The organism is Streptomyces aureus, assembly GCF_000725495.1.
Lineage (GTDB): Bacteria > Actinomycetota > Actinomycetes > Streptomycetales > Streptomycetaceae > Streptomyces > Streptomyces aureus_B.
In genome coordinates, this window is the sequence record NZ_JNZD01000007.1 from 169,446 (window position 1) to 190,531 (window position 21,086).

The 21,086-nt window shown below is 64.0% G+C and carries 13 protein-coding genes; 12 read left to right on the plus strand and 1 reads right to left on the minus strand.

All coding sequences use genetic code 11. From position 1 onward, the window contains the following. Positions 1-21: 21 nt before the first annotated feature. Positions 22-1,434, minus strand: a complete 1,413-nt coding sequence (locus IO36_RS14955) for a hypothetical protein (protein ID WP_245173293.1) — start codon at positions 1,432-1,434, stop codon at positions 22-24. Positions 1,435-1,766: 332 nt separating this feature from the next. Between IO36_RS14955 and IO36_RS44475 the strand changes: the two genes are divergently transcribed. The 12 genes from IO36_RS44475 to IO36_RS15015 all read left to right on the plus strand — a co-directional run bounded on the left by IO36_RS44475 (position 1,767) and on the right by IO36_RS15015 (position 21,076). Beyond that, entirely contained in the window at positions 1,767-2,207 is a 441-nt protein-coding gene (locus tag IO36_RS44475; protein ID WP_051900495.1) for a hypothetical protein, read from the plus strand. Further along, entirely contained in the window at positions 2,204-3,412 is a 1,209-nt protein-coding gene (locus tag IO36_RS14965) for a hypothetical protein (protein ID WP_158997357.1), read from the plus strand. Before IO36_RS44475 ends, IO36_RS14965 begins: the two co-directional genes overlap by 4 nt. After that, complete coding sequence (locus IO36_RS14970; RefSeq protein ID WP_078943207.1) at positions 3,409-4,710, plus strand: DUF1173 family protein; 1,302 nt, start codon at positions 3,409-3,411, stop codon at positions 4,708-4,710. Before IO36_RS14965 ends, IO36_RS14970 begins: the two co-directional genes overlap by 4 nt. 262 nt (positions 4,711-4,972) lie before the next feature. Continuing rightward, complete coding sequence (locus IO36_RS44480; protein WP_209441207.1) at positions 4,973-6,682, plus strand: S8 family serine peptidase; 1,710 nt, start codon at positions 4,973-4,975, stop codon at positions 6,680-6,682. Between the two features lie 15 nt (positions 6,683-6,697). Beyond that, the gene (locus tag IO36_RS14975; RefSeq protein WP_037620144.1) at positions 6,698-6,997 is read left to right on the plus strand and encodes a hypothetical protein; all 300 of its coding nucleotides are present in this window, start codon (positions 6,698-6,700) and stop codon (positions 6,995-6,997) included. A gap of 317 nt (positions 6,998-7,314) precedes the next feature. Then, positions 7,315-7,797, plus strand: a complete 483-nt coding sequence (locus IO36_RS14980; RefSeq protein WP_158997361.1) for a hypothetical protein — start codon at positions 7,315-7,317, stop codon at positions 7,795-7,797. Positions 7,798-8,162: 365 nt separating this feature from the next. Continuing rightward, on the plus strand, positions 8,163-11,648 hold the full coding sequence (locus IO36_RS14990; protein WP_158997363.1) for a helicase-related protein: 3,486 nt from the start codon (positions 8,163-8,165) through the stop codon (positions 11,646-11,648). A 1-nt stretch (position 11,649) separates the two neighbouring features. Continuing rightward, on the plus strand, positions 11,650-14,361 hold the full coding sequence (locus tag IO36_RS14995) for a DUF1156 domain-containing protein (protein ID WP_051900497.1): 2,712 nt from the start codon (positions 11,650-11,652) through the stop codon (positions 14,359-14,361). A 123-nt stretch (positions 14,362-14,484) separates the two neighbouring features. Beyond that, positions 14,485-17,217, plus strand: a complete 2,733-nt coding sequence (locus IO36_RS15000) for an ATP-binding protein (protein WP_037620150.1) — start codon at positions 14,485-14,487, stop codon at positions 17,215-17,217. Between the two features lie 341 nt (positions 17,218-17,558). Continuing rightward, on the plus strand, positions 17,559-18,398 hold the full coding sequence (locus tag IO36_RS43100) for an abortive infection family protein (RefSeq protein ID WP_051900498.1): 840 nt from the start codon (positions 17,559-17,561) through the stop codon (positions 18,396-18,398). Positions 18,399-18,671: 273 nt separating this feature from the next. Continuing rightward, positions 18,672-20,243 carry an AAA family ATPase gene (locus IO36_RS15010; protein WP_037620153.1) on the plus strand — a complete coding sequence of 524 codons (1,572 nt, stop codon included), beginning with the start codon at positions 18,672-18,674 and terminating at the stop codon, positions 20,241-20,243. Beyond that, the gene (locus IO36_RS15015) at positions 20,243-21,076 is read left to right on the plus strand and encodes an HNH endonuclease (protein ID WP_037620156.1); all 834 of its coding nucleotides are present in this window, start codon (positions 20,243-20,245) and stop codon (positions 21,074-21,076) included. The genes IO36_RS15010 and IO36_RS15015 overlap by 1 nt, the downstream gene beginning before the upstream one ends. The last annotated feature ends 10 nt before the right edge of the window (positions 21,077-21,086 follow it).

Below are 21,086 nucleotides of genomic sequence, written 5' to 3' on the forward strand. Positions count from 1 at the left end.
GGGGCTCAGGGCAGTGGGCGCTCAGGAAGCGGGGTAGACCGCGACCACGTCGCGGGTGCGGAAGACACCGTGCCCGTCCGCCGCCAGATACATGGGGACCTCGGCGGCCGCGGGCAGGGCTTTGGCCGCCCCGGTCCGTACGCTGACGCGGGCCGAGTCGCGCTCGGCGGTGTCCGTGCCGTCCTGGGCGATCGGCAGTCGCCCGTACACGGAGGTGGCTTCCGTCTGATCGACGGCGTGCACAATGCCGTACGCCGTGCCGTCGTCGGCCACGGCCGTCAGGTCGATGCCCTTGGTGCTGGCGGTGCTGGTGAAGCAGTGCCCACGTCCGGTAGCAAGGTCGAACCCGGCCTGGCCGGAGATGAGGAAGTCACCGTTCGGCGAGAGGCGGGTGGAGGACTGTGCGGATCCGGGCTGAAGGGTGAGAGCGTCGGCGGAGGTACAGCTGACCTGCGCCTTGATCTTCCCCGTGGCGAGATCGTGCACCACCAGCGTGGTCTTGTCGGTGTCGGAGAGAGCCGGCGGATCGGTCTGCGTGTCGCTGGTGTGCCAGGCGGCCACCAGGTACTGACCGGTGACCGCGAGCGGGATGCCGACGTGCATGCCGCTGGGGGCAACGCTGGTGCTGGTCCAGGCGTCGCCGACCTGGAATCCGTACGTGCACGGGGTGCCGCTCTCGGTCCACTGGTCACAGCCGTCCTGCTGCTGGAAGGCGGACACAACACCCTCGGCACTGGCGAAGGCCGGAGAGGCCTGGACGGTGCACGGCCCCGAGCCGCAGCCAGACACCTTCACCGGCTTCGTCTGCACGGTGCGATGGGCGCCGGCGGCCGCGTCGATCGCGACGGCCTTCTCGTGCACGCCGTCGATTGCGGGGCCGACCAGGAAACCCGAATCGGTGGCGGTGAAGGAGGAGGCGGTGTCGTCAGGTGCCGCCAGATCGAGGTGATGTTCGGCGGTTGCCTTGCTGTCGGAGTCCGCCGAGATGACGTCGATCGTGGTGGTGGGGCGCGACGTGGTCAGGCCGCTCCCGCTGGTCTTGCCCAGACGGGCCAGCACCACCGTCTCACCCGCCTTGCCCTCTTGGACGAAGACACCCGTACGTGCACTCGTGAGTGCCTTGGGGGTGAACGTCCACACGGCCTTGCCGCTGGTGAGGGAGAAGGCACGCACCCGCGAGCCGTCGGCGGCTGCCTGAATCACCAGAGCGCTCTGGGGTGCGACGGCGACGAGCGGAAAGCCGCTGGATCCCGGCTCGACATCGGTGGCCTCGGGGCTCGCCGACGTGCTCCAGCCGGTCTCCGTGGCGAATCCGTCCGGGACCGGGAGCCGGACCGGTGCCGCGGCCTTGTGTGTCGCCCCGGCGGTCGGATCGGCCTTGCCGCCCGAGGTGTCGCTGCAGCCGGCCAGCGCGCCGAGGATGAGTGCAGCCATTCCCGCAGCGAGGGCCCGGTGTGGTGCGCGGCTCGATCTTGTTGCCGAGGACGCGCTACCCGCACCGGTCGGCACGGGTATGGAGCAGTCAGTCATCAAGTCCTCCGTTCTGGGACGTGCATCGCAGGCGGTCGAAGCCACACTCTCACACTTTTTGATACCCCTGGGGGGTATTTTGTGGCGGGGGTGGCGCGACAGTCGGCTGACTTCTCCACAAGGGGAAGCCACCGTTCGGTGACGTTAGAGGTGAACGGCGCGGATGACGGGCGGCTTCGCCGCAACTAGTCAATCAATGCGTGTACTTGACGCATCACCAAAGGAGAACGGACTACATGGCCAGCACCCCCCGGCCCGATTTCGCGCGAGTGGCGCGCCTGCGGGGCGCCGAGCAGGGAGTGATCGAGGAAGCCGCCCGCCAGGGACTGATACCCGAGGACATCGCTCGCGCGCTCACCGCGCCAGGCGTGGGTGACCTTCTCCTGTTCCAGGGGTTCGAGGTGGTAGCGGATTTCGACGCCCTCGCAGGCCCCGGATCGGGTGTCGTGGGCGTACCCCGTCATCTGGTCGACGGAGACGTGCCCGCGCTCGTGGACGTGGCGGACGCAGCACTGTGTGCCGTGCTGTATCGCAGACTCCTGGTACGAGGAACCGCGACCGAGCAGGCAGCACTGATCAACCGCGACGTTCTGCTCCGTCTGTGGCCCCAACGGCTCGCACCACAAGCCGTCGCGCAGGTGTGGGAGCAGCGGTTCCCGGAGCTGACCGGACCATGAACACCGATGGAATGCTCGCGGTGGCCCGTATCGTGCTGTCCGCCTGCGGCCCGAACGGCTACCACCTGTCCGGATCGCTCGCACTCCATGCCCTCGGCGGCGCCGGGGCCCGACCCGCCCACGACATCGACGTGTTCACCGACCAGGTCCAGGACACCCCGGCGGTTCAGGCGGCCGTCGCAGGCGCGTTGGCCGCCCACGGGTACCGGGTGGAAGAGGTCCGGACCTGGGCCTTCCACCCGCTCGCGCAATGCGACCAGAACAGTGACCTGCTGGTCACACACGCCGAGTACGGCGCGGTCAACGTTCAAATGGCCCGCATGCCACGCTACTTCGCCCCCCGCTCCGCCGCAGGCATGACGGTCGCCGCCATCGGCGACCTCCTCTACGGCAAGCTGGAGGCTCCTGGACACCGCCTGGCTGCCAAGGACTTCGTGGACCTGGCAGTGCTTCACCGACACCTGGGGCAGCGGGACGTCGATTCCTATCTGGACGACTATGCAAACGGAATCGCGGGACTCCGACAGCTCCCCGAGACACAAGTGCGCGAAGACCTGTATGTCCGGCTGGCCCAAGTCGCCGACCTCCCGGACGCGGCATTCGCCGGTTACGGGTTGGACCCGCAGGCCGTGACGCTGCTGCGCGCCGAGCTGCTGGCCTGGGCAGACCGGATCGCACCGGCCGAACTCAACCCGAGCCGCCTGGAGCCAGACGTGGCCGCCGGTCTGGAGGGCCTGAACCAGGGGGACGTGCTGGCCACGCTGGCCCGACTGGCGCGTGCGGACTCCCTGGCCTTGCTCACCCCGCCCGAGCTGAGCAGCCGACGTGGTCAGGCCATGGACCGGGCGCTGACCGCCTCCTACGGACTCCGGGAGCTGGCCGAGCAACTTCCCGAAGGCGCACCTGTTCCCCCGGACGCCGCAGAGGCGATGCACCGAGTCCAGGAACTCATCGAAGAGGTACAGCGCATCACGCTGGAAATCCAGCGTCGCTCTCGGCTCACTGCACTCCAGCGCGCGGAAGAGGCTGCGGTACGGCGCGCTATGGCCGAGCAACTCGATGCCGACGAGCCCCCGGCCCCTCACCTTGCGGCGGTGAAACTGATGCTGCAGGTCGGTCGGCGGCGTCGGCACGCCGAGGCAGAGGAGGAACTCCAGCACCACCGGCCAATGACCGGTCCCGGCTACGGAGGAGTGCGGACATGACCGCCTCGAATGACGTCCCGCTACCAGACCAGCCCAGCCGCCCCGGACCAGGCGACGCGGACAGCCCCCAGGGCGACGGCGCCACCCGCGGTGACCGGGGCGACCGCGTACGGCTCGCGGACAAGTCGCTCCCACTGTTCGTGCTGCGCGAGCACGCCACCGACTACGCCACCCTCTTCTCCCGCGCCAGAGCCGAAGTAGGCCACGGCCAATGCCTCTGTCAGACACCAGCACTCCGCCTGGTCATCCGGTGCAGCCGGGCCGGTCGCTACCACCTGGCCGGATGGCCCGGCGAAGGCGAACTCCACGATCCCAGCTGCAGTTTCCACAAACTCGCCTCGGAGCTGACCGGCCGCGACGCCTACAGCACGGAAGCCATCCACGAGGGAGACGACGGCGTCGCGATCCGCTTCTCCGCCGCGCTCGCCCGCAAGCTCAGCGCCCCGGAGCCGGCCAAAGCCTCCACCGAACAACGCGACGGCCGCGCCCGCCGTACGGTCGGCCTGCTCGGCCTGCTCCACTGGTTGTGGGAGGAAGCCCAACTCACCGCCTGGCACCCGCGCTGGCGACGACGCACCTGGTGGGTCTGCCACGCCCGGCTGAGCGAGCAGATCGCTGGATGCTCCATCAACCACGAGGAGTTGACCGAGGCCCTGTACGTCGTGCCCCCCTTCCGGGAGGAGTACGCCCGCCGCAACACCGCTGCCTTCGAGACGTTCCGCATCGCCCGCCTGAAACGGCGCGGAGACACACAGCGGCGGGGACTCATCCTCGGCGAGATCAGAGATGTCAGACCGAGCCGGTACGGCGTCCAATACGCGCTGGCTCACCACCGCGGCGGCCTGTTCGCCACCACAGCCCTCGACGAACGGCTCCGCCGCTCGTACCGGCCGGCCTTTTCCGCAGCCGCGGACGAACACGGAGCCCGCCGGATCGGCCTGTTCCTGGTCGAACTCAGCCCAAAGGGCAACGTCCGGGTACTCGACATGGCCGCCATGCTGGTCAGCAAGCTGTACATACCCGCCGACTCCAGTCACGAAGTCGTCATGGCCAACGCGCTCACCGACGCCGGACGTGCCTACGTCAAACCGGTGCGATATGACGGAAGCGATCTCGTATTCCCAGATTTCGTCCTCACTGACGTTCACCCCCACTCTTACGTAGAGGTGTACGGAATCCATGGCAGGGAGTCTTATGACCAGCGCAAGCGTGTGAAGCAGGCCCACTACCAACGCCAAGGCGCCGGGTTGATCGAGTGGGACGTAGGCGACACGATTCCTGACGTTCGGCGCCGCTAGTTGTGAGCGGATTGCCCGCGTCACGCGGGAGTTGGGTGGCGCTGTGGTCTGCGTGCACCCCGCGTTCCGACCAAACCTGACCATGGCCTGAGCGTAGCTATAGCTAGCTAGGGCGGTTACCCCAGAGGCATACACTGCCCGATTGGAATCCAGTAGCTCAAGTTGTGGCGCGCACCCATCAGGGTTAACCTGATAGTAACTCAGAAACGGGCAGTGATCGGGGGCCAAGAAGCCGCTCGGCTATTGGTATTTGGAGATCATTGTGGACTGCGAGAAGCTGGCACCGCTACTCAGATTGGCTTACGAAGAGTATCGCCAGAATGATACCCAAGCCCTTAAGCGACGCGCCCGGATGTTCGGAATTTATCAGTTTGATGAGGAATCTCCGGGCAAATCTCTAATCGGCATTTCTGTCGAGTGTAGCCGAGGTGTACAATTGCGCGATTTGGGGGTGAAATTTGGACTGAATGCCGGTGTAGTCAGTGACCGCTTCGCTGTGGGAGTGGTGCCCATTAAGGCTATACCTGATATCGCAGATTGTGGCGCTGTCAAGTATGTCGCATCTTCTCCTCCCCTGCGATCGAAAATGGATGCTGTTGGGGCAGCAATTGGGTTGGATGTGCTGCGGAGAAACAGGGGGGATGGGACGGAAAAACTCGACGGGGATGGCATAATCATTGGAGTAGTTGACAGTGGAATAGATCCTCGTCATCCAGATTTTTATGACCGCATCGACAGGATTTGGGACCAGACGATAAGCGGACCTGGTGTGCCAGGTGCCTCATACGGCACTGAGTTGACCGGGCATCATGTGCAAAGAAGCGTCGATGCTGACGGCCATGGAACTCACGTCGCTGGCATCGCCGCTGGGCACTCTGGTGTCGCGCCCGCTTCCAGGCTTGTCATTGTGAAGCTGGCGGCGCCTAAAGTGGGAAATGGCGTGATAGATGCAGTGAACTACATCTTCGGTTATGCCGATCAAATGAAGCTTCCCGCCGTAGTGAATATCAGCCTCGGTACCCACTATGGCCCTCATGATGGCACTGGGCACTTCTCGCAAATATTGAATGGACTTGTAGGGGATGGGAGGATTATATGTTGTGCTGCGGGAAATGAGGGGAAGTATGATATTCATGCGAGGCTGGCTGTGGCTGATGGTCAAGTTGTCACCGTTCCTCTAAATACGGTGGAGGGGGATACTAGCGTGGGTGGTTGGTATTCCGACAAGGATTCCATCGGGGTATCCGTGGTATCCCCCTCGGGAGACAAAACGGCGATCGAAGATGGGCGCAATTCAGTCGGTCGATACACTTTTCGTGACGGGGTGGTAGAAATAGCCCGGGGGAATGGTCCGGGGCGCGATCGAAACTTTGAAGTCCTGCTGAGAAATGCAGCTTCATCAGGCGATTGGCGCATTAACCTGCATGCTCAAAATATTCGGAATGGGCGGGTCGATCTGTGGGTGCAAGACGACCGAGGATCGGTTTTTTCCGGACCCTATGCTGACTCACGAATGACCGTTTGCCACCCAGCCGATACTGATCGAGTAGTGGCCGTCGCTGCATACACCTCGAAGGTGCGATGGCGTTCCGCTGTTGGACCCCGCAGCGTCCCGCAATCCCGGCTCGACGACATCTGGGAGCGCAGCAGCTTGGGGCCGCGTAGGGACGGGGGCCATAAGCCGGACGTAGCCGCGCCAGGGGTTGCGGTGGTGTCCGCGCGGTCCGGCAACGCTCCAGTTCCCGACAACCGGGTGATCGACAGTGAGTACTGTGTGTGGTGGGGCACCAGCATGGCGACCCCAGTTGTTACGGGAACTGTCGCTCTTCTGCTACAGATGAACAAAGGGCTTGCCCCTGAGCAGGCCGTCAGTAAGCTGGGGTCCCTGAGTTCCATACCTGGCCGAGCCAGTGGCAATGGCACGTGGGACCCACAGTGGGGCCACGGCCTTGTGAACATTTCCACCATTTGAGGGCAGGATCAAGCCGTGGATCAAAGTAAGCTCAGTGCGCGACTGCTGCTTGCCTTTGCATCTGACGTGACCGTGACCACCGGTGGGGAACCGCTGGCGGTCTACGTAGAGCTTGCGGATGTCCCCACGCCGGAGCAGGTTGACCACCTGCAGAGAGCTGGCGCGACGGGAGTGATCGAGGGCCGCAAGATCATCACTGCGCGAGTCGTCGCTGATGAGGTTAAGACTCTCTCTGATAAGCCATGGGTCAGGGCCATTTCGTTGGCCGAGCCGCTGCGCACGCTCCCCATAGAGTCTGGATCCACAGTTTTGTGACTGGTTGCGACCCGGCTGGAACAGCGTCCTGAGCCGGCCCAACTCCGCGTGGCAGAGGCAAGCTCCAGCCGTACGCCTCCGCCAAGGGCTTAGCAACCTCCGGTTCGCCCTCGGTGGGCTCCGCTCGATGCGGCGGGCAACATCGGAGGCTGTGGGCGATGTAGGGACACAGCCTGAAGGGCAGATGCTCGCTGGGCCCGGCTTCCTCGTCTCTAGCTATAGCTAGCCACCCAGATCCTCGCCGCCTACTGAACTTGATTGGGCGATGTCGGGTAATTGTCTGACAGTTGAAGGGCGGGTCCGGTACATCTGTGTGGGTGGACGACTCCGCAGAGACCCCCGAGGTCAACGACCAGACTTCCGCCGAGCCTGACGAGGCCGCCCGCAGGGCCGGCAAGGGGAAGCGCGTTGCCGGCGCCGTGAAGGCCGTGAAGGGCTTCCTCAAGGACGAGAGGGTCGCCGTCGCTGCGATGGCCGTCGCGACGGCCGTCTTGGAAGAGCTTCTCGCCAGAAGGATGGGCGTTGGCAGGGGTACCGAGAACTTCGAGCTGCCGCCTGACGCTGGAGCTGAGGACGTCGATCCGTCCCCTGCTCCCATGGTCGAGGGTTCAAAACGCAGAGGCCCCGAGCGGCATCAGGTGAAGGGGGCGCTCGTGGACCTCGGCGATCGTCAGGCTAGTCCGACAGCGCAGGAGAACTACCGCCGCGATGGAGGGGGCGACCTGCCCCCTGGGAAGACCTATCGGCAGCCGCACTCCCGAGGCGGCCCCGAGCCCGAAGACTTCGGCCTGAGTGTTTGAGTAACTACGTGGCATTGCGTTTACGGCCGAGTAGCTGACCCCTCGGCTGTCTTCTGGGCTACGGGGCCGTCGTCACCGTCCGAGCGGCGACCGTACTGATCGGGGAGAGTGCCCCATCCCATCGCGACCATTGTCACGTCACTGGTGGTCGATCTAGGGAATGTGGCTTGGCGTGCTGGCCGGGTCTCGCACCGTTCGGGGGCGCCACGAGGGTGGTCGGGAGTCTTGTCCGTAGGGTGTGGTCTGGTCCGGAGCAGTCGTGTCCTCCGTCGGTTTCGGTTGGGACGCGATGAGCCCGGCGGCCTTGTCACTGGCATCGGTTAGGTTTGGGCTTGGCTGCTACGGGAGTGACGGAGGGACGGACCGTGAGTGATGTGGGCGAGCGGGCCAAGAATCGCTTGATCATGCTCGATGGTCACTTCGCGCACCCCGTGAGAGTGGAGCACGTCGAGTCGATCGGGACCGGCGTCTTTCTCGTCAGGGTCCGTCATGCCAATGGGGCGCCCGATGAAACTCAGGTGCTGGAATCTGAACTTGACGCGGCTCTTGCGAAGGTCGCACCAAAACCTGAGCTGGTCAACGCGCAAGATCTGTTCCTGTGGGTAGAGTCGCAGCGAATTAAGCACGCATTTGCTCACGATCCGCTCTTCGCCGTATCAATGAGTGGCGTTCGCGGTCTGCCGCATCAGATCGAAGCGGTCTATCGGCACATGCTGCCTCAGCCCAGGCTGCGTTTTGTGCTCGCGGATGACCCTGGTGCAGGCAAGACGATCATGGCTGGGCTGCTACTCAAGGAGCTGAAACTCCGAGGGGCGGTGGAGCGAATCCTGATCCTCAGCCCGGCTCCGCTCACCACGCAGTGGCAAGACGAAATGCTCGACAAGTTCGACGAGCAGTTCGAGATCGTGTCAGGTGAACAGGTTCGTCATCAGCTCGGACAGAGCCCTTGGGAACGCTTCCCTATGGCCATCAGCAGCATCGACTTTGCCAAGCGTGACGACGTGCGCGATGAACTTCTCCGTGCCCAGTGGGACCTGGTCATCGTTGATGAAGCCCACAAAGCATCGGCATTCACGAAGCGTGGCCGTGACGAGCGGGTCGTCAAGACGAAGCGGTACGTCCTGGTGGAGGGGGTGGCGCAGCAGGCAGATCGGTTGCTTCTGCTCACGGCGACACCACACTCAGGTGACGAGGACAGGTTTACGCGCTTCTTGGGGCTGCTGGATCCCGATCAGTTCTCAACACCTGACCTCGTGAAGAAGCAGATTTCGAATGACGGGAATCCGTACTTCTTGCGGCGTCAGAAGGAAGACCTTGTAGACGAACAGAATCACGCGCTCTTCGTCGAGAGGCATGTCCGTACTCAGCCGTTCCAGCTCTCGACCGCAGAATATGCGCTGTACCAGGATGTCACTGAATACGTGAACACCTACCTGGGGTCGAGTGGGGGATCGAGGGGTAACGCGGTCGCTCTCGCGCGCACTGTTCTCCAACGTCGTCTCGCGTCGAGCCTGGGTGCTATCAGGTCCTCGCTGGCCAAGCGAGCCGACCGCTTGAGTGATCTGGTCGATCAGCTGACCGCCATGGACCCCGCTGATCGAAACCGGCGCTTGGCCGCATTGGGGCGTATGCCGGCGGACTCAGACTTCGAAGACGATGGGGAAGCGGAGTCGGACGACATCGACGAGATCGTCGATGACGCCCTGGCCACCGAGGTAAGCAGCGCGGAACAGATCTCCCAGCTGCGTACCGAAGTAAGCGAACTCCGCAAGCTGGTCTCCCACGCGGACAGGGTCCGAGCTCAGGGGGATGAGCGGAAGCTGGTGGCTCTGCGAGAGTGCCTAGCGAGGGCAGAGTTCGAGGAGTTGCGGGACGGCCGCGGGAAGCTCCTCATCTTCACGGAGCACCGCGACACCCTGAGCTACCTGGAAGACAACCTCCGTCGGCAGGGCTACTCCGTCTGCACCATCCATGGCGGTCACTCTCCAGCGGAACGGAAGCGGATCCAGCACGACTTCCGGCAGAACAAGCAGATTTGCATCGCCACCGAAGCGGCCGGCGAGGGCATCAACCTCCAGTTCTGCCACCTGATGATCAACTATGACCTTCCCTGGAACCCGGTACGCCTGGAACAGCGCATGGGCCGAGTGCACCGCATCGGTCAGAGCGCAGACTGCTGGATCTTCAACTTCTGTGCCACCAACACGATTGAGGGCCAACTGCTTGCCGGTCTCCATGCCCGCCTCGAAGCGATGCGCGCTGACCTGGATGGCCGCGTCTACGACGTGATCGGCGAGCTTCTCACGATCAACGGCATCGACTTCGAGCGGCTCGTCAAGGAGACACTCGCCAACCCCACCAAGGCCAACAGGGACGCTGCAGTCGCCGCGATCAACCGGCTCAACTCGGAGAAATTGGCCGAGTACGAGAAGGACACAGGGATCGCCCTGGCGAAGAAGTACGTGGACATCGACTGGGTCCGCGGCCAGAACTTCCTCTCCGACGAGCGTCGGCTCATGCCGGAATACGCGGAGGCGTTCTTCCTACGTGCCGCCAGTCGCCAGCGCCTTCGTGTTGAGCGCCGAGCGGATCAGCTGCTCCGCATCGAGCACGTCCCTGTCGCGCTGCGCAGCGAAGATCTTGCGGCGGTGAAGCACCGGGGCCGCCCGGATTCCGAATACCGCAAGCTCACCTTCCGAAAGGAGGAACGAAGCCGCGTCGAGCACGAGGACTCGGTGCTGTGTTCGCCGGGCCACCCGCTGTTCGCGGCGCTTGCTGAGTCTCTGGAACGCGATCTCGCTTCTGACAACGTCCCCCAGGGTGCTGCAGCGTTCGTCGACCCGGGTGCTCTGGCCCCGTACTTCGTCCACCTCTTTGCATATGAAGTGGTGGGTGAGGACGTCCACGGCGCCTCGGAGCTCGCGTTCGCTGAGGTCGTGGCGGTGATAGAGGACCAGGACGGCCTGCACCGGGGACCGGCAGATGTCCTTCACACGCTTACGCCCGCGACCCCCGTGGAAGCGCGGAAGGCTGCCCCTCTTTCGCCGGACCAGATCAAAACCGCGACCGACTGGCTGCGCGTGGAGGTCCAGCTTTCGCGGAGTACGGCGGAGCGGAACAGCCGGCTCGATCAAGCCAAACTCCGCGCCTCATACCTTGAGGAGGCGATGGACGCGCAGAAGCGACGGCTGGAGGGCCGATGGGACACCTACGATGCCAAGGTCGCTGCAGGTGATGACTCGTACCGGCTCCAGCGGGACAACGCTGCACGGCAGCTCAAGGAGCTGAAGCATCGACGGGCCTCCAAACTGGAGTCCCTCAACCGCCTCGGCGTCGTGCGCTCAGGCAAGGTGACGCACCTCGGCTCTGCCTCTGTGGTGCCGCCGCATAGGCCAGAGCACCCAGACGTCGACGTCATGCGTCCCAACAGCAAGGAAGTTGAGGAGGCCGCGGTCGAGGTCGCGATGGCTTTCGAGGCGGAGCAGGGCTGGGAGCCCGAATACCTCGGACACCTGATGGACGGCAGCGGTTTTGACATTCGCTCGACACGGACGCTTCCCGACGGCAGCTCACAGGTGCGCCGCATCGAGGTGAAGGGCCGCAGCGCCGCCTCGGGCGACGTGGGCCTGTACCGGACCGAGTGGTACGCCGCCCAGCGATGGGCAGCAGGCTTCTGGCTCTACGTCGTCTACAGCTCGACGACGAGCCCTGTACTGATGAGGGTGCAGGACCCGTACCACACGCTGCCTAATGTGTCCGAAATCCGGCAGGTTACCGGCTATCGCGTACCAGGCGCTAGCATCCGAGCTCACGCGGTTATAGAGACGAGAGCTGCGGAGCGAGAGGAATAGAGTGCGCGACAGCAGTGACAAGCGGCTCATCGAAGACGTCATCCCGATCGACGTCATCAGCCGCACGAGCGCCAGCGAGAAGGTGGGCGGTCGTGTCGGCCACCCCGCATCGCTGCACCTCTGGTGGGCTCGTCGACCTCTCGCAGCCTCCCGCGCTGCCGTGTACTCCGCCCTTGCGCCGGCGGAAGGGCGGACTCGCACGCTCGATGAAGAGTCGATCTTCTTCGACGCGCTGTGCACGTGGGGTGCCGAAGACCACGCCATTCGCACAGCGCGTAGCGAGGTACTCGCGGCTAGCAAGGATGGGCCGCCGAAGGTGGTCGACCTCTTCTCCGGCGGAGGCGCTATCCCCCTGGAGGCCCTGCGCCTGGGGTGCGAGGTTACGGCCAATGAGCTGAACCCAGTGGCTCACCTCATCGAACGCATGCTCCTGGAGTTCCCGCAGAGCTATCCCGGTCTCGCTGACGACGTGCGTAAGTGGGGTCAGATCTGGGTCGACGCGGCCTGGCGCGACCTGTCGGATTTCTACCCGACCGTCGACGGTGGCACTGGACAGCAGCACCTCCTCGCCGACGATGAAACCGAGCAGCGTCTCCCCCTGGCGTACCTGTGGACACGCACCGTGCGCTGCCCGAACCCAGTGGCGCCGGAGCACGACGCCCATCTTGTGCGGCAGACCTGGCTTGGCCGGAAGAAGAATCGAGTCGTTGCCCTCAAGCCCGTGGTCGACCGCGATGCGTTGTCGCTGCGCTACGAAGTGGTTACGGGAACGACTGAAGATGATCTTGGATTTGACCCCGCTGAAGGCTCGCGAGGCGGCCAAGTCACCTGCCGCATTTGCGGTGCACCGGTGACGAGCAAGCACGTCAAGGACGAGGCCCGCGCCGGCCGCATGGGTACGGCACCGCTGGCAGCCCTCGCGGCAAAGCCGGGTCGGCGGGGACGCGACTACCTACCTGTTGGCGAATACGAACTCCCGGACGATGCGGAGTGCCTGAAGCGCCTTGAGGAACTGGACGTTGAGCCGCTCAACGAGCCGCTTCCCGGCACCATGCGCATCACAGGCGGAACGTGCATGGTTTACGGGTTCTCTCAGTACCGTGATCTGTTCACTCCCCGGCAGCTTCTTGCGCTGAGTACATTGGCCGCAGGTATTCGCACCGTGCACGACAAGGCCTGTGACGAGGGCATGGAGCCGGGGCGTGCAGCCGCACTGTCGACGGCATTGGCCATGGCACTGAACCGGGTCGCGGACCGACTGTCGAACCTGTGCCGCCTTGACACGAAGAATGAGGGCGGAACGAATACGTTCGCCCGCCAGGCGCTGCCGATGGTGTGGGATTTCTATGAGGCCAACCCGTTCGCGGGGGCCTCGGGGGACGTGCGTAAATACCTCAAGGAAACCGCCGACCTCATCGAACGGCTGTCTACTCTTCCGAACGCTGCAAATGTTGTTCGTGGGTCCGCTGCCTCTCTCCCGCTGCCCAGCGACTCCCAGGACGCGGTCATCACGGATCCGCCGTACTACGACAACATCTCGTACGCGGACCTGTCTGACTTCTTTTATGTCTGGCTGAAGCGGTCTGTCGGTTTCCTGTACCCCACGGATCTCGGCGGGGAGCTGACGCCGAAGAGGAACGAGGCAGTGGTCGCTGCCTATCGCCACTCCGGCAGCAAGGATGACGCGCGTCGGCACTACGAAGACCTCATGGAGAAGGCGTTCAAGGAAGCTCATCGGGTACTCAAGCCCGGCGCACCGCTCGTCTGTGTGTACGCGCACAAGACCACCTCGGGTTGGTCCAGCCTGGTCGAGTCGCTCAAGAGCGCAGGCTTCACGATCACTGAGGCGTGGCCCCTCGACACCGAGATGCCGGAGAGGGCCGTCGGTCGCGGAACGGCCAGTCTCGCCTCGTCGATTTTCCTTGTCGCGCGTAAGCGCAGGCCCGACGCAGGTGTAGGCAGTGAAGCCGAGGTCATGGCCGAGCTCGGTCAGATCATCCTGGAGCGCCGTGCACGGCTGGAGGAGCTTGGCATCACGGGCTCGGACCTGGTCATTGCCATCGTCGGGGCTGGCCTTCGGGCCCTGACCCGGTACGAACGCGTCGAGCAGGACAATGGTGAGGTGCTGCCCGCTGAGACCTTCTTGGAGATGGTCCAGAGCCGTGTGCTGGACGCGCTCTTCGAGGGGCTCGCCGGCACGGACCCCGTTACCCGCTACTACGTGGCGGCCCAGTACTCCTATGGGTACGCGGCAGTCCCCTTCGATGAGGCCAACAACCTCGCCCGGATGACCGGCGCCAACCTCGACGGATCCGGCGGCCTCACGACAGGTCCCAACCCGCTCGTGGATAAGGTCAAATCCACCGTCGTCCTCAGAGACTTCGAAGACCGTGGCGATGACGGTCGCCTGGGACAGCCAGACACCGAAGCCAGCGGGACGATGCCGCTCTACGAGATTGAGTCATCCGTCGCGCCGCCCCTCATCGATGTCGCACATGCTGTCCTTTGGCGTGCAGAACACCGTCCGGGAGAGGTTCGCCCCTATCTGATGTCCGTGAACGTCGATGCTGTCGCGCTCCGCCAAGTCATCCAGACCCTGGCAGGTCGGGCCCTGCGTGCCAGCTCAAGCGAGACGAAGAGCCGAGAGGCCAGCGCGGCAGAGCGGCTGCTGGTGTCGTGGAGGACGATCGTTGGTGAACGGGGGCTGCTCTGAGGTGCTGGCCATCCACAACGTTGAAGTACAGGGGGTTGGAACGCTGTGAGTTCGAGCTATCGGCTGTCGCCCTGGACGCAGGTTGCACGTCCGCATGATGACGTTGCGGCAGGCGTCCTCGACATGGGGACCTACGCGGCCAACCTGGCCGGGGTCTTCAGAGGCCGGGCGGGTATTGCACCCGTCTACACGGACGCCGGTAGGTTCTATCAGGCGACGTATCTCACCAAGAAAATGGGCGAGTTGCTCACGGACGTCATGGACGTCCTCGCGGGTGGAACCGGCTCCCACGTCCTTCAACTCCGCACCCCCTTCGGCGGCGGTAAGACGCACAGCCTTGTCGCCCTCCTCCACCTGGTTCGCGACCGCGCCGCCTCCGTTGCTGCTTGCCCGGACTTGAAGGACATCGCTGATCCAGGCGACGTGCAGATCGCCGTGCTGTCTGGAGAGGAACTCGACCCTCTCTCGCCGATGAGCGCGACAGGAGTCGAGACGCACACTCTTTGGGGAGAACTCGCAGCGCAGCTCGGACGTTACGAGCTTGTTGAGCAACACGATCTGACGGGGTCCGCCCCGGGCGGGGATGTCCTCCGGCAGGTCATTGGTGACGGTCCGACTCTCATCCTCCTCGACGAAGTCTTGATCTATGTCGAGAAGGCCATGGCGCTTCAGCGGGCGGAGTCCACCGCCGGCCGTCAGGCCATGCTGTTCGTTCAGGCGCTCACGGAGGCCATCAGCGCCCAGCCTCGTGCCGCCATGGTCTACAGCCTTCAGGCCAGTGTCGGCGAGGCCGTCGGCGCTGAGGGGTTGTTGAGCGACCTGGACAAGCTCGTTGCCCGAGTTGATGCCAAGCGCGAGCCGGTGTCAGGCGACGAGGTACTCCGCGTTGTTCAGCGCCGGCTCTTTGCGGAGCTCGGCGACGAGGAGATCCACCGGGAGGTCGCACGGTCGTATTCCGACGTCCTTCGGAGGCAGCTGCTGGCCACCGCGGAAACCGGCGACGCACGCCGAGAAGCCGAGGCTGCGGCAGACTCCCTGGAGAACCGGGTACTGGCTGCGTATCCCTTGCACCCCGACCTGCTTGATCTCATGTACCACCGTTGGGGGTCTCTGCCTTCATATCAGCGAACCCGTGGCGCGTTGCAGTTCTTGGCGGCAGTCGTCCACGCCCTGTGGCAGTCGGGAGCGAAGAGTCCGCTCATCGGGCCGGGTGACGTCGACTTCACTGATGAGGCGTCTCGGGGTGCATTCTTCTCCCAGGTGGGCGAGAGGGAGCGGTACACGTCCGTGCTGTCGAGCGACGTCACCTCGGAGGGCGCGGGGTGCACGACGGTAGACCGAACGCTCGGGGCTGACAGCCCGACAATCGCACAGCTTCGGGTGGGGACGCGCGTTGCCACCGCCATCATGCTCTACAGCTTCGGGGCACGCGAGGGCGAAGACCGGGGCGTTCTCGAATCGGACCTCGTTCGAAGTGTCCTTGTTCCCGGCCTGACCCGGAACATCGTCATTTCCGCATTGCACGATCTCCGCGAGGAGGAGCTGTACCTCCACTACACGGGACGCCGCTACCGGTTCGAGCCGACTCCCAACCTGACGAAACTCGTACGGGACGAAGCCAGCAAGCTCAGCTCCAATGAGGTGCTCACCGAGGTTCGTGCGGAACTTGACAAGCAGTTGCAAGGCAACAGGGGCGTAGCTCTGTGGCCGGAGACGCCTGGCGGCATCCCTGACGAGCGTTCCCTGTTCACGGTTGCCTACCTGCATCCGGACTGGTCTGAAGACCGTGATTCGCCGGAGAAGTTCATTGAACAAGCCGGCAAGGGAAGTCCACGGCGATACCGCAACGGACTCGCCCTGGTCCTGCCGGACAAGGCCCAGTTCGACCTCGCCCGACACGCCATAAGGCTGCGATTGGCCGCCAAATCACTCCTGGACCAGCACAAGAAGTACAACTTCAGCGCCGAGCAGATCGAGGAACTTCAAGATAAGGCGGCCAACGCTCGACGCGACGGCTCTGCGGCCATCGGCGCCGCTTACAGCACGGTGGCCATCCCCACGCGATCGAGGTCAGGCGACGCGCCCTATGTGCTTGAGCCTTCAGATCTCCGCACGATGCTGGCAGCAGGCCGTGCCCTCCACGAACGTGTAGTGGAAGCTCTCAGCCAGCGCGTGTTCAGTTCTGTCACCACCGCGAAGCTCGTCGCCTTGGCGGGCCTGGGGCCGGACCGGAAGGCGGTCATCTGCGCTGACCTGGTGGACTGGTTCTACAGCTACTACGAGTTCACCAAGCTTTGGGACAAGAAGGTCATCGCCTCGGCCATCGCGAACGCAGTCAAGACCTCCGAACTTGGCTACGCGGTCGGGCTTGTGCGAGAAGGGGAAGAGATTGCTCCCCGCGACGCTCGGCAGATCCGCTTCGGGGAACGCCTCACAGCCGATGAGATCGACCTCTCAGACGATGCAGCGATCCTCTGGCATGACTACGCCCGTGAGTGTCTGCAGGCGACCGTTGAGCCCGCCCCCAAGGCCCCCGAGCCCGATGAGCCATCAGCCCCCCAGCCCACGCCGCCGTCGCCGACTCCAAGTCCGCAAGGAGGCACGTCTAGCGGCGGCGCTCCCTCTGCCCCAACTCCCGGTGACAGCGTTCGGGTGGCGGACATTGAGGCGGTCCTCGACAGGTCTGGTCTCTTCAACCTGCGGCGCGCGCTTTCCTGGCTTTCGGATCAGCCGGGCCAAGTTCGCATCGAGATCAACATCCACGCGGAGGGAGAGTACGACCGCGTCTCCTTCCGAAACGGCTTGGTAGAGCCTCTAGAGGAAGCAACCGAGAATCTCGACGTCAACACGCAGTAGAGCACGCACCGTTGGCTCAGATGGACCAGCGGGTGCGCGCATGGGCAGATTGAGCGCCGAGTCGACGGGTCGCCGAGCTCTGGGTATCTGACCGCGGCTCGGTTGCCAGTCAAGGCGGCCAATTCACCACTGGTTGGAGTCGTAGGCCGCCAGGAGAGCGGCACGGGCCAGGCGCGCGAAGTTCGCGAGCGCACGGTGGGGCCGCTACCGGCAGCGGCCTGAACGACCGCTGCCCAAGTCCCTTGCATCAAGAGGAGGGGGCGCCGGTCGCTGGAAAAACACGGGTACCCACTGCCTGCTCGCCGATACGGTGAGTTATTGAATCGGTGCGGGGAGAGACGATGCAGCAGGATGTGAAGCCGGAGAAGGTCGTGCTCGCGGTCGCGAAGGCCATTGAGGCCAAGTTCACTCGTGGGGACTGGCTAGCACTTGCCTACGAGACGGGTTGCGCCGACCGAGTCCGGGATCACCCCAGACTGCTGCGCAGTCTGGACTGGAATGACGAGGACTATTCGGGCCATGTGCTCGACATGGTCGAAGAAATTCTCCGGCCGTCTGGCCGGACCGTCGGTGACGGTCCATATCGGATTGCTACCAGGGCCATCGATGCAGCGAACTTCGCCGTCGCTGAACGAATGCTTGGGCTCCCTGAGTGGCTCGCCCAGTACGAGCCTGTCCTCTTCAGCGACATCTACGGCAGTCAAGTGGCTGACGTGGGTGTAGATGAACTACAGGCGGCAGCCAAGGAACTCGGTCTTGCAGATGTCGACGAACACGCGGCCCGTATCCGGCGTGGCATCCGAGACGACCCAGCGCAAGCGATCGGCTCAGCTAAGGAATTGGTGGAGACCGTCCTTAAGGCAGTGCTAGGTCTTCACGGCAACGGACCAGAAACGAAGAAGGACATTCCGTACTTGTTGAAGGAGGCCAACATCGCTCTGGGCCTGGATCCGGCAGGAGCAAAGGGCAGCGAACCAGGGGCCGTACAGCGCCGCAAGGCGCTTGGTGCTCTCACGAACCTCGTGAACAGTATCGCGGAGCTTCGGAACGCTGGGTTCGGGACCGGTCACGGACTAAGCCAACGTCCCACGCTGGATGTTGCGACGGCGCGGCTGGCAGTGTCCGCGGCCGTCACCGCTGCCACCTTCTACATTGAGGCCCACGCTGCGGAGCAGGCGTAACCCAACAGCATCGCCGACAGACGCCTCTTGTTGGTACGACGTCGCCCTCGCTCCGCTGCACGGACGCTTCTTGCTGGGGGCTTGCAGTGGGGGCGATCGCCCAACTGAAAAAGCGTGCGACGCGGCCGAGCCGGTCCGTTCCTCCGGAGGCCACACACATTGGAGTGGTTGCGGCCGGTGCGACTACGCTGACCTGACTGAGTCTGGCTGCACGCGTGTGCAAGCAGTGGCCGGCCGTGTGGGAGCGCGGGCGGGACAAGGCGCGGAGGAAGAGTGCAGTTCACGGTCGTGGAGCGGGGCCAACGACAACCGAAGAGTGTACGGTCGCAGGCCCTGCTTGTCAGAGATGCATGGAACGACTACGGCTTCGTCACCATGTTCCACCTGGTGATCTACGACGACGACGGACGCCGTCACGGGATCGGCGAGGTGAAGATCGGCGAGCTGGGGATGCACCCGGGGCGAGATCAGAGCAACGAGGGCCCAGGCCGCGTTGCGCGCATGCCTGAGAGCTTCGAAGTACTCGGGGAGCGGCACTTTTCCTTGGGTCAAGATGACTCGTACTACGAGCGCCTGCGCCAACTCGGCGACAACATTCGCGTGCTAGTCCTGACCGCACTGAAGGACATAGCGTTCAACGAGAGCATCTTCGACCGCGTCCAGCACGAGCAAGTGACACGCGATTCACTCATGCGGTTCTTGAAGCCAACCGCCGTCGAGGAGCAGTTCCGCCGCATCGCTCAGGGCGGCGTTCGAGTCTCAGGATTCCAGGTGGCCTACGAGGCTCCAGTCCCCGCTGGAGGCGGGGGCAAGTCGGTGATCCTTCCGTTCGAGGTGTCTCCAAACTCGCGACCGTCCACGAACATCCATGTGCTAATCGGCCGCAACAGCGTCGGCAAGTCCTACCTCCTGAACAGCCTGACACGATGTGTGGGCGACTACGAAGCTCCGGAGGAAGACGTCGGCCGCATCATTGAGTACGACCGAGGCACTCGCAGGTCCTTCGCGAACCTGGTCAGCGTCACCTTCAGCGCCTTCGACGAGTTCCCGCTCATCCACGACGACGATGTGGCCATCTCCTACGCCTACGTCGGGCTGAAGATCCCCACTGGCGGATCACGTGCGCCACGGGTCAAAACATCGGGCCAGATCAAGAAGGACTTCGCGGACAGCGTGGAGGCATGCCTGACCGGGGAGCGGGCAGATCGGTGGGCGAAAGCCCTGCGAACCTTGCAATACGCTGGCAACGGCCTCCTCGACGAGACATGGCTGGCGGACTTCCAGTCCACCCGGAGCGCCAATGTCCGCCGGCGCAAAGCGCGGCAGTTGTTCAGTAGCCTCAGCTCGGGTCACAAGGTTGTGCTGCTGACCATGACCCGCTTGGTCGAGCACGTCACTGAGCGTTCGCTGGTGATCATCGATGAGCCGGAATCCCATCTGCACCCGCCGCTGCTGGCCGCGTTCATACGTGCCCTGTCCGACCTACTCGCGGACCGTAACGGTCTCGCGGTCGTTGCCACGCACTCGCCCGTCGTCCTCCAAGAGGTTCCGGCGTCCTGCGTGTGGAAACTGAGGCGCCATGGCAACCAGTTGGTCGCCGACCGCCCCACCATCGAAACGTTCGGCGAGAATGTCGGCGTGCTCACTCACGAGGTGTTCGGGCTTGAAGTGACCGACTCCGGATTCCACCGTGATCTGAAGGCCGCGGTACGCCAGGGGCTCTCGTACGAGCACGTTCTTGGACGATTCAACGGTCAGCTTGGCGGCGAGGCCAAGGCTATCGTCCGATCCCTCATCGCTGTCCGAGACTCAGACGGACCCGCGAACTGGGAGGGTCAGATCTGATGTGGGCTCTGCCAATCCCTGAACTCTCGGCCCGCACGGTCTACCTGACCTGTATAAGCAAGTCCCGGCCGAAGGCCAAGACGCGACTAAAGGCCCTGGAAGAGGAGGTGGTCAATGCCGCCGACCGGTTCGAAACCGCAGCCGCAGCGGCTGCCCTCCACACCCTGGCGGACCTTAAGGTCAAGCCCACCGACAAGGCCGACAGAGCCGAGCTGACCAAGAACTACACGCAGCGCATGTCCCGCAAGGGTAATCCGGGAAGGGACGAGTACGACAAGCTGAAGGCCGCAGCGCCCTTGGGACGCTGCCCTCTGTGCGGTCACCGGGATGTAGAGACCCTCGACCATCAGCTGCCAAAGACGGCGTATCCGCTGCTGTCTGTCGTGCCGTTCAACCTGGTTCCCGCGTGCCACAAGTGCAACACGGTGAAGGGCGAGACCGCTCCGAACAGCGCGGGTGAGCAGACACTCCACCCCTATTTCGACGACGTCGGCAAGGAGAAGTGGCTCTTCGCCCGTGTCCACGAAGTGGCCCCCGCAGCCGTCGAGTTCTATGTGAAGCCGCCGTCCGCGTGGGACACCATCCTCACGACGCGGGTTCACAGGCATTTCCGCACATTCGGACTCGCGTCCCTGTACGGATCGCAGGCAGCTCGGGAAATGAGCAGCCTCCGTTACATCCTCAAACGCAAGGCCCCGTCGATGGTCGGCGATCACCTGCGGGACGAGGCCGCCGGCTTGGCCGAGGAAGATCCGAACCTGTGGCGGGCCGCCATGTACCAGGCCCTGGCTAGTAGTTCCTGGTACATCGAGGGCGGCTTCGCTTTGGAGTAGTCGTTCGTAT

Coding starts and splice junctions, on each gene's coding strand:
- IO36_RS14955 (WP_245173293.1), bottom strand. CDS start 1,434: ATGGCTGCACTCATCCTCGGCGCGCTGGCCGGCTGCAGCGACACCTCG.
- IO36_RS15015 (WP_037620156.1), top strand. CDS start 20,243: ATGTGGGCTCTGCCAATCCCTGAACTCTCGGCCCGCACGGTCTACCTG.
- IO36_RS14970 (WP_078943207.1), top strand. CDS start 3,409: ATGACCGCCTCGAATGACGTCCCGCTACCAGACCAGCCCAGCCGCCCC.
- IO36_RS15000 (WP_037620150.1), top strand. CDS start 14,485: ATGGGGACCTACGCGGCCAACCTGGCCGGGGTCTTCAGAGGCCGGGCG.
- IO36_RS44475 (WP_051900495.1), top strand. CDS start 1,767: ATGGCCAGCACCCCCCGGCCCGATTTCGCGCGAGTGGCGCGCCTGCGG.
- IO36_RS14965 (WP_158997357.1), top strand. CDS start 2,204: ATGAACACCGATGGAATGCTCGCGGTGGCCCGTATCGTGCTGTCCGCC.
- IO36_RS43100 (WP_051900498.1), top strand. CDS start 17,559: ATGCAGCAGGATGTGAAGCCGGAGAAGGTCGTGCTCGCGGTCGCGAAG.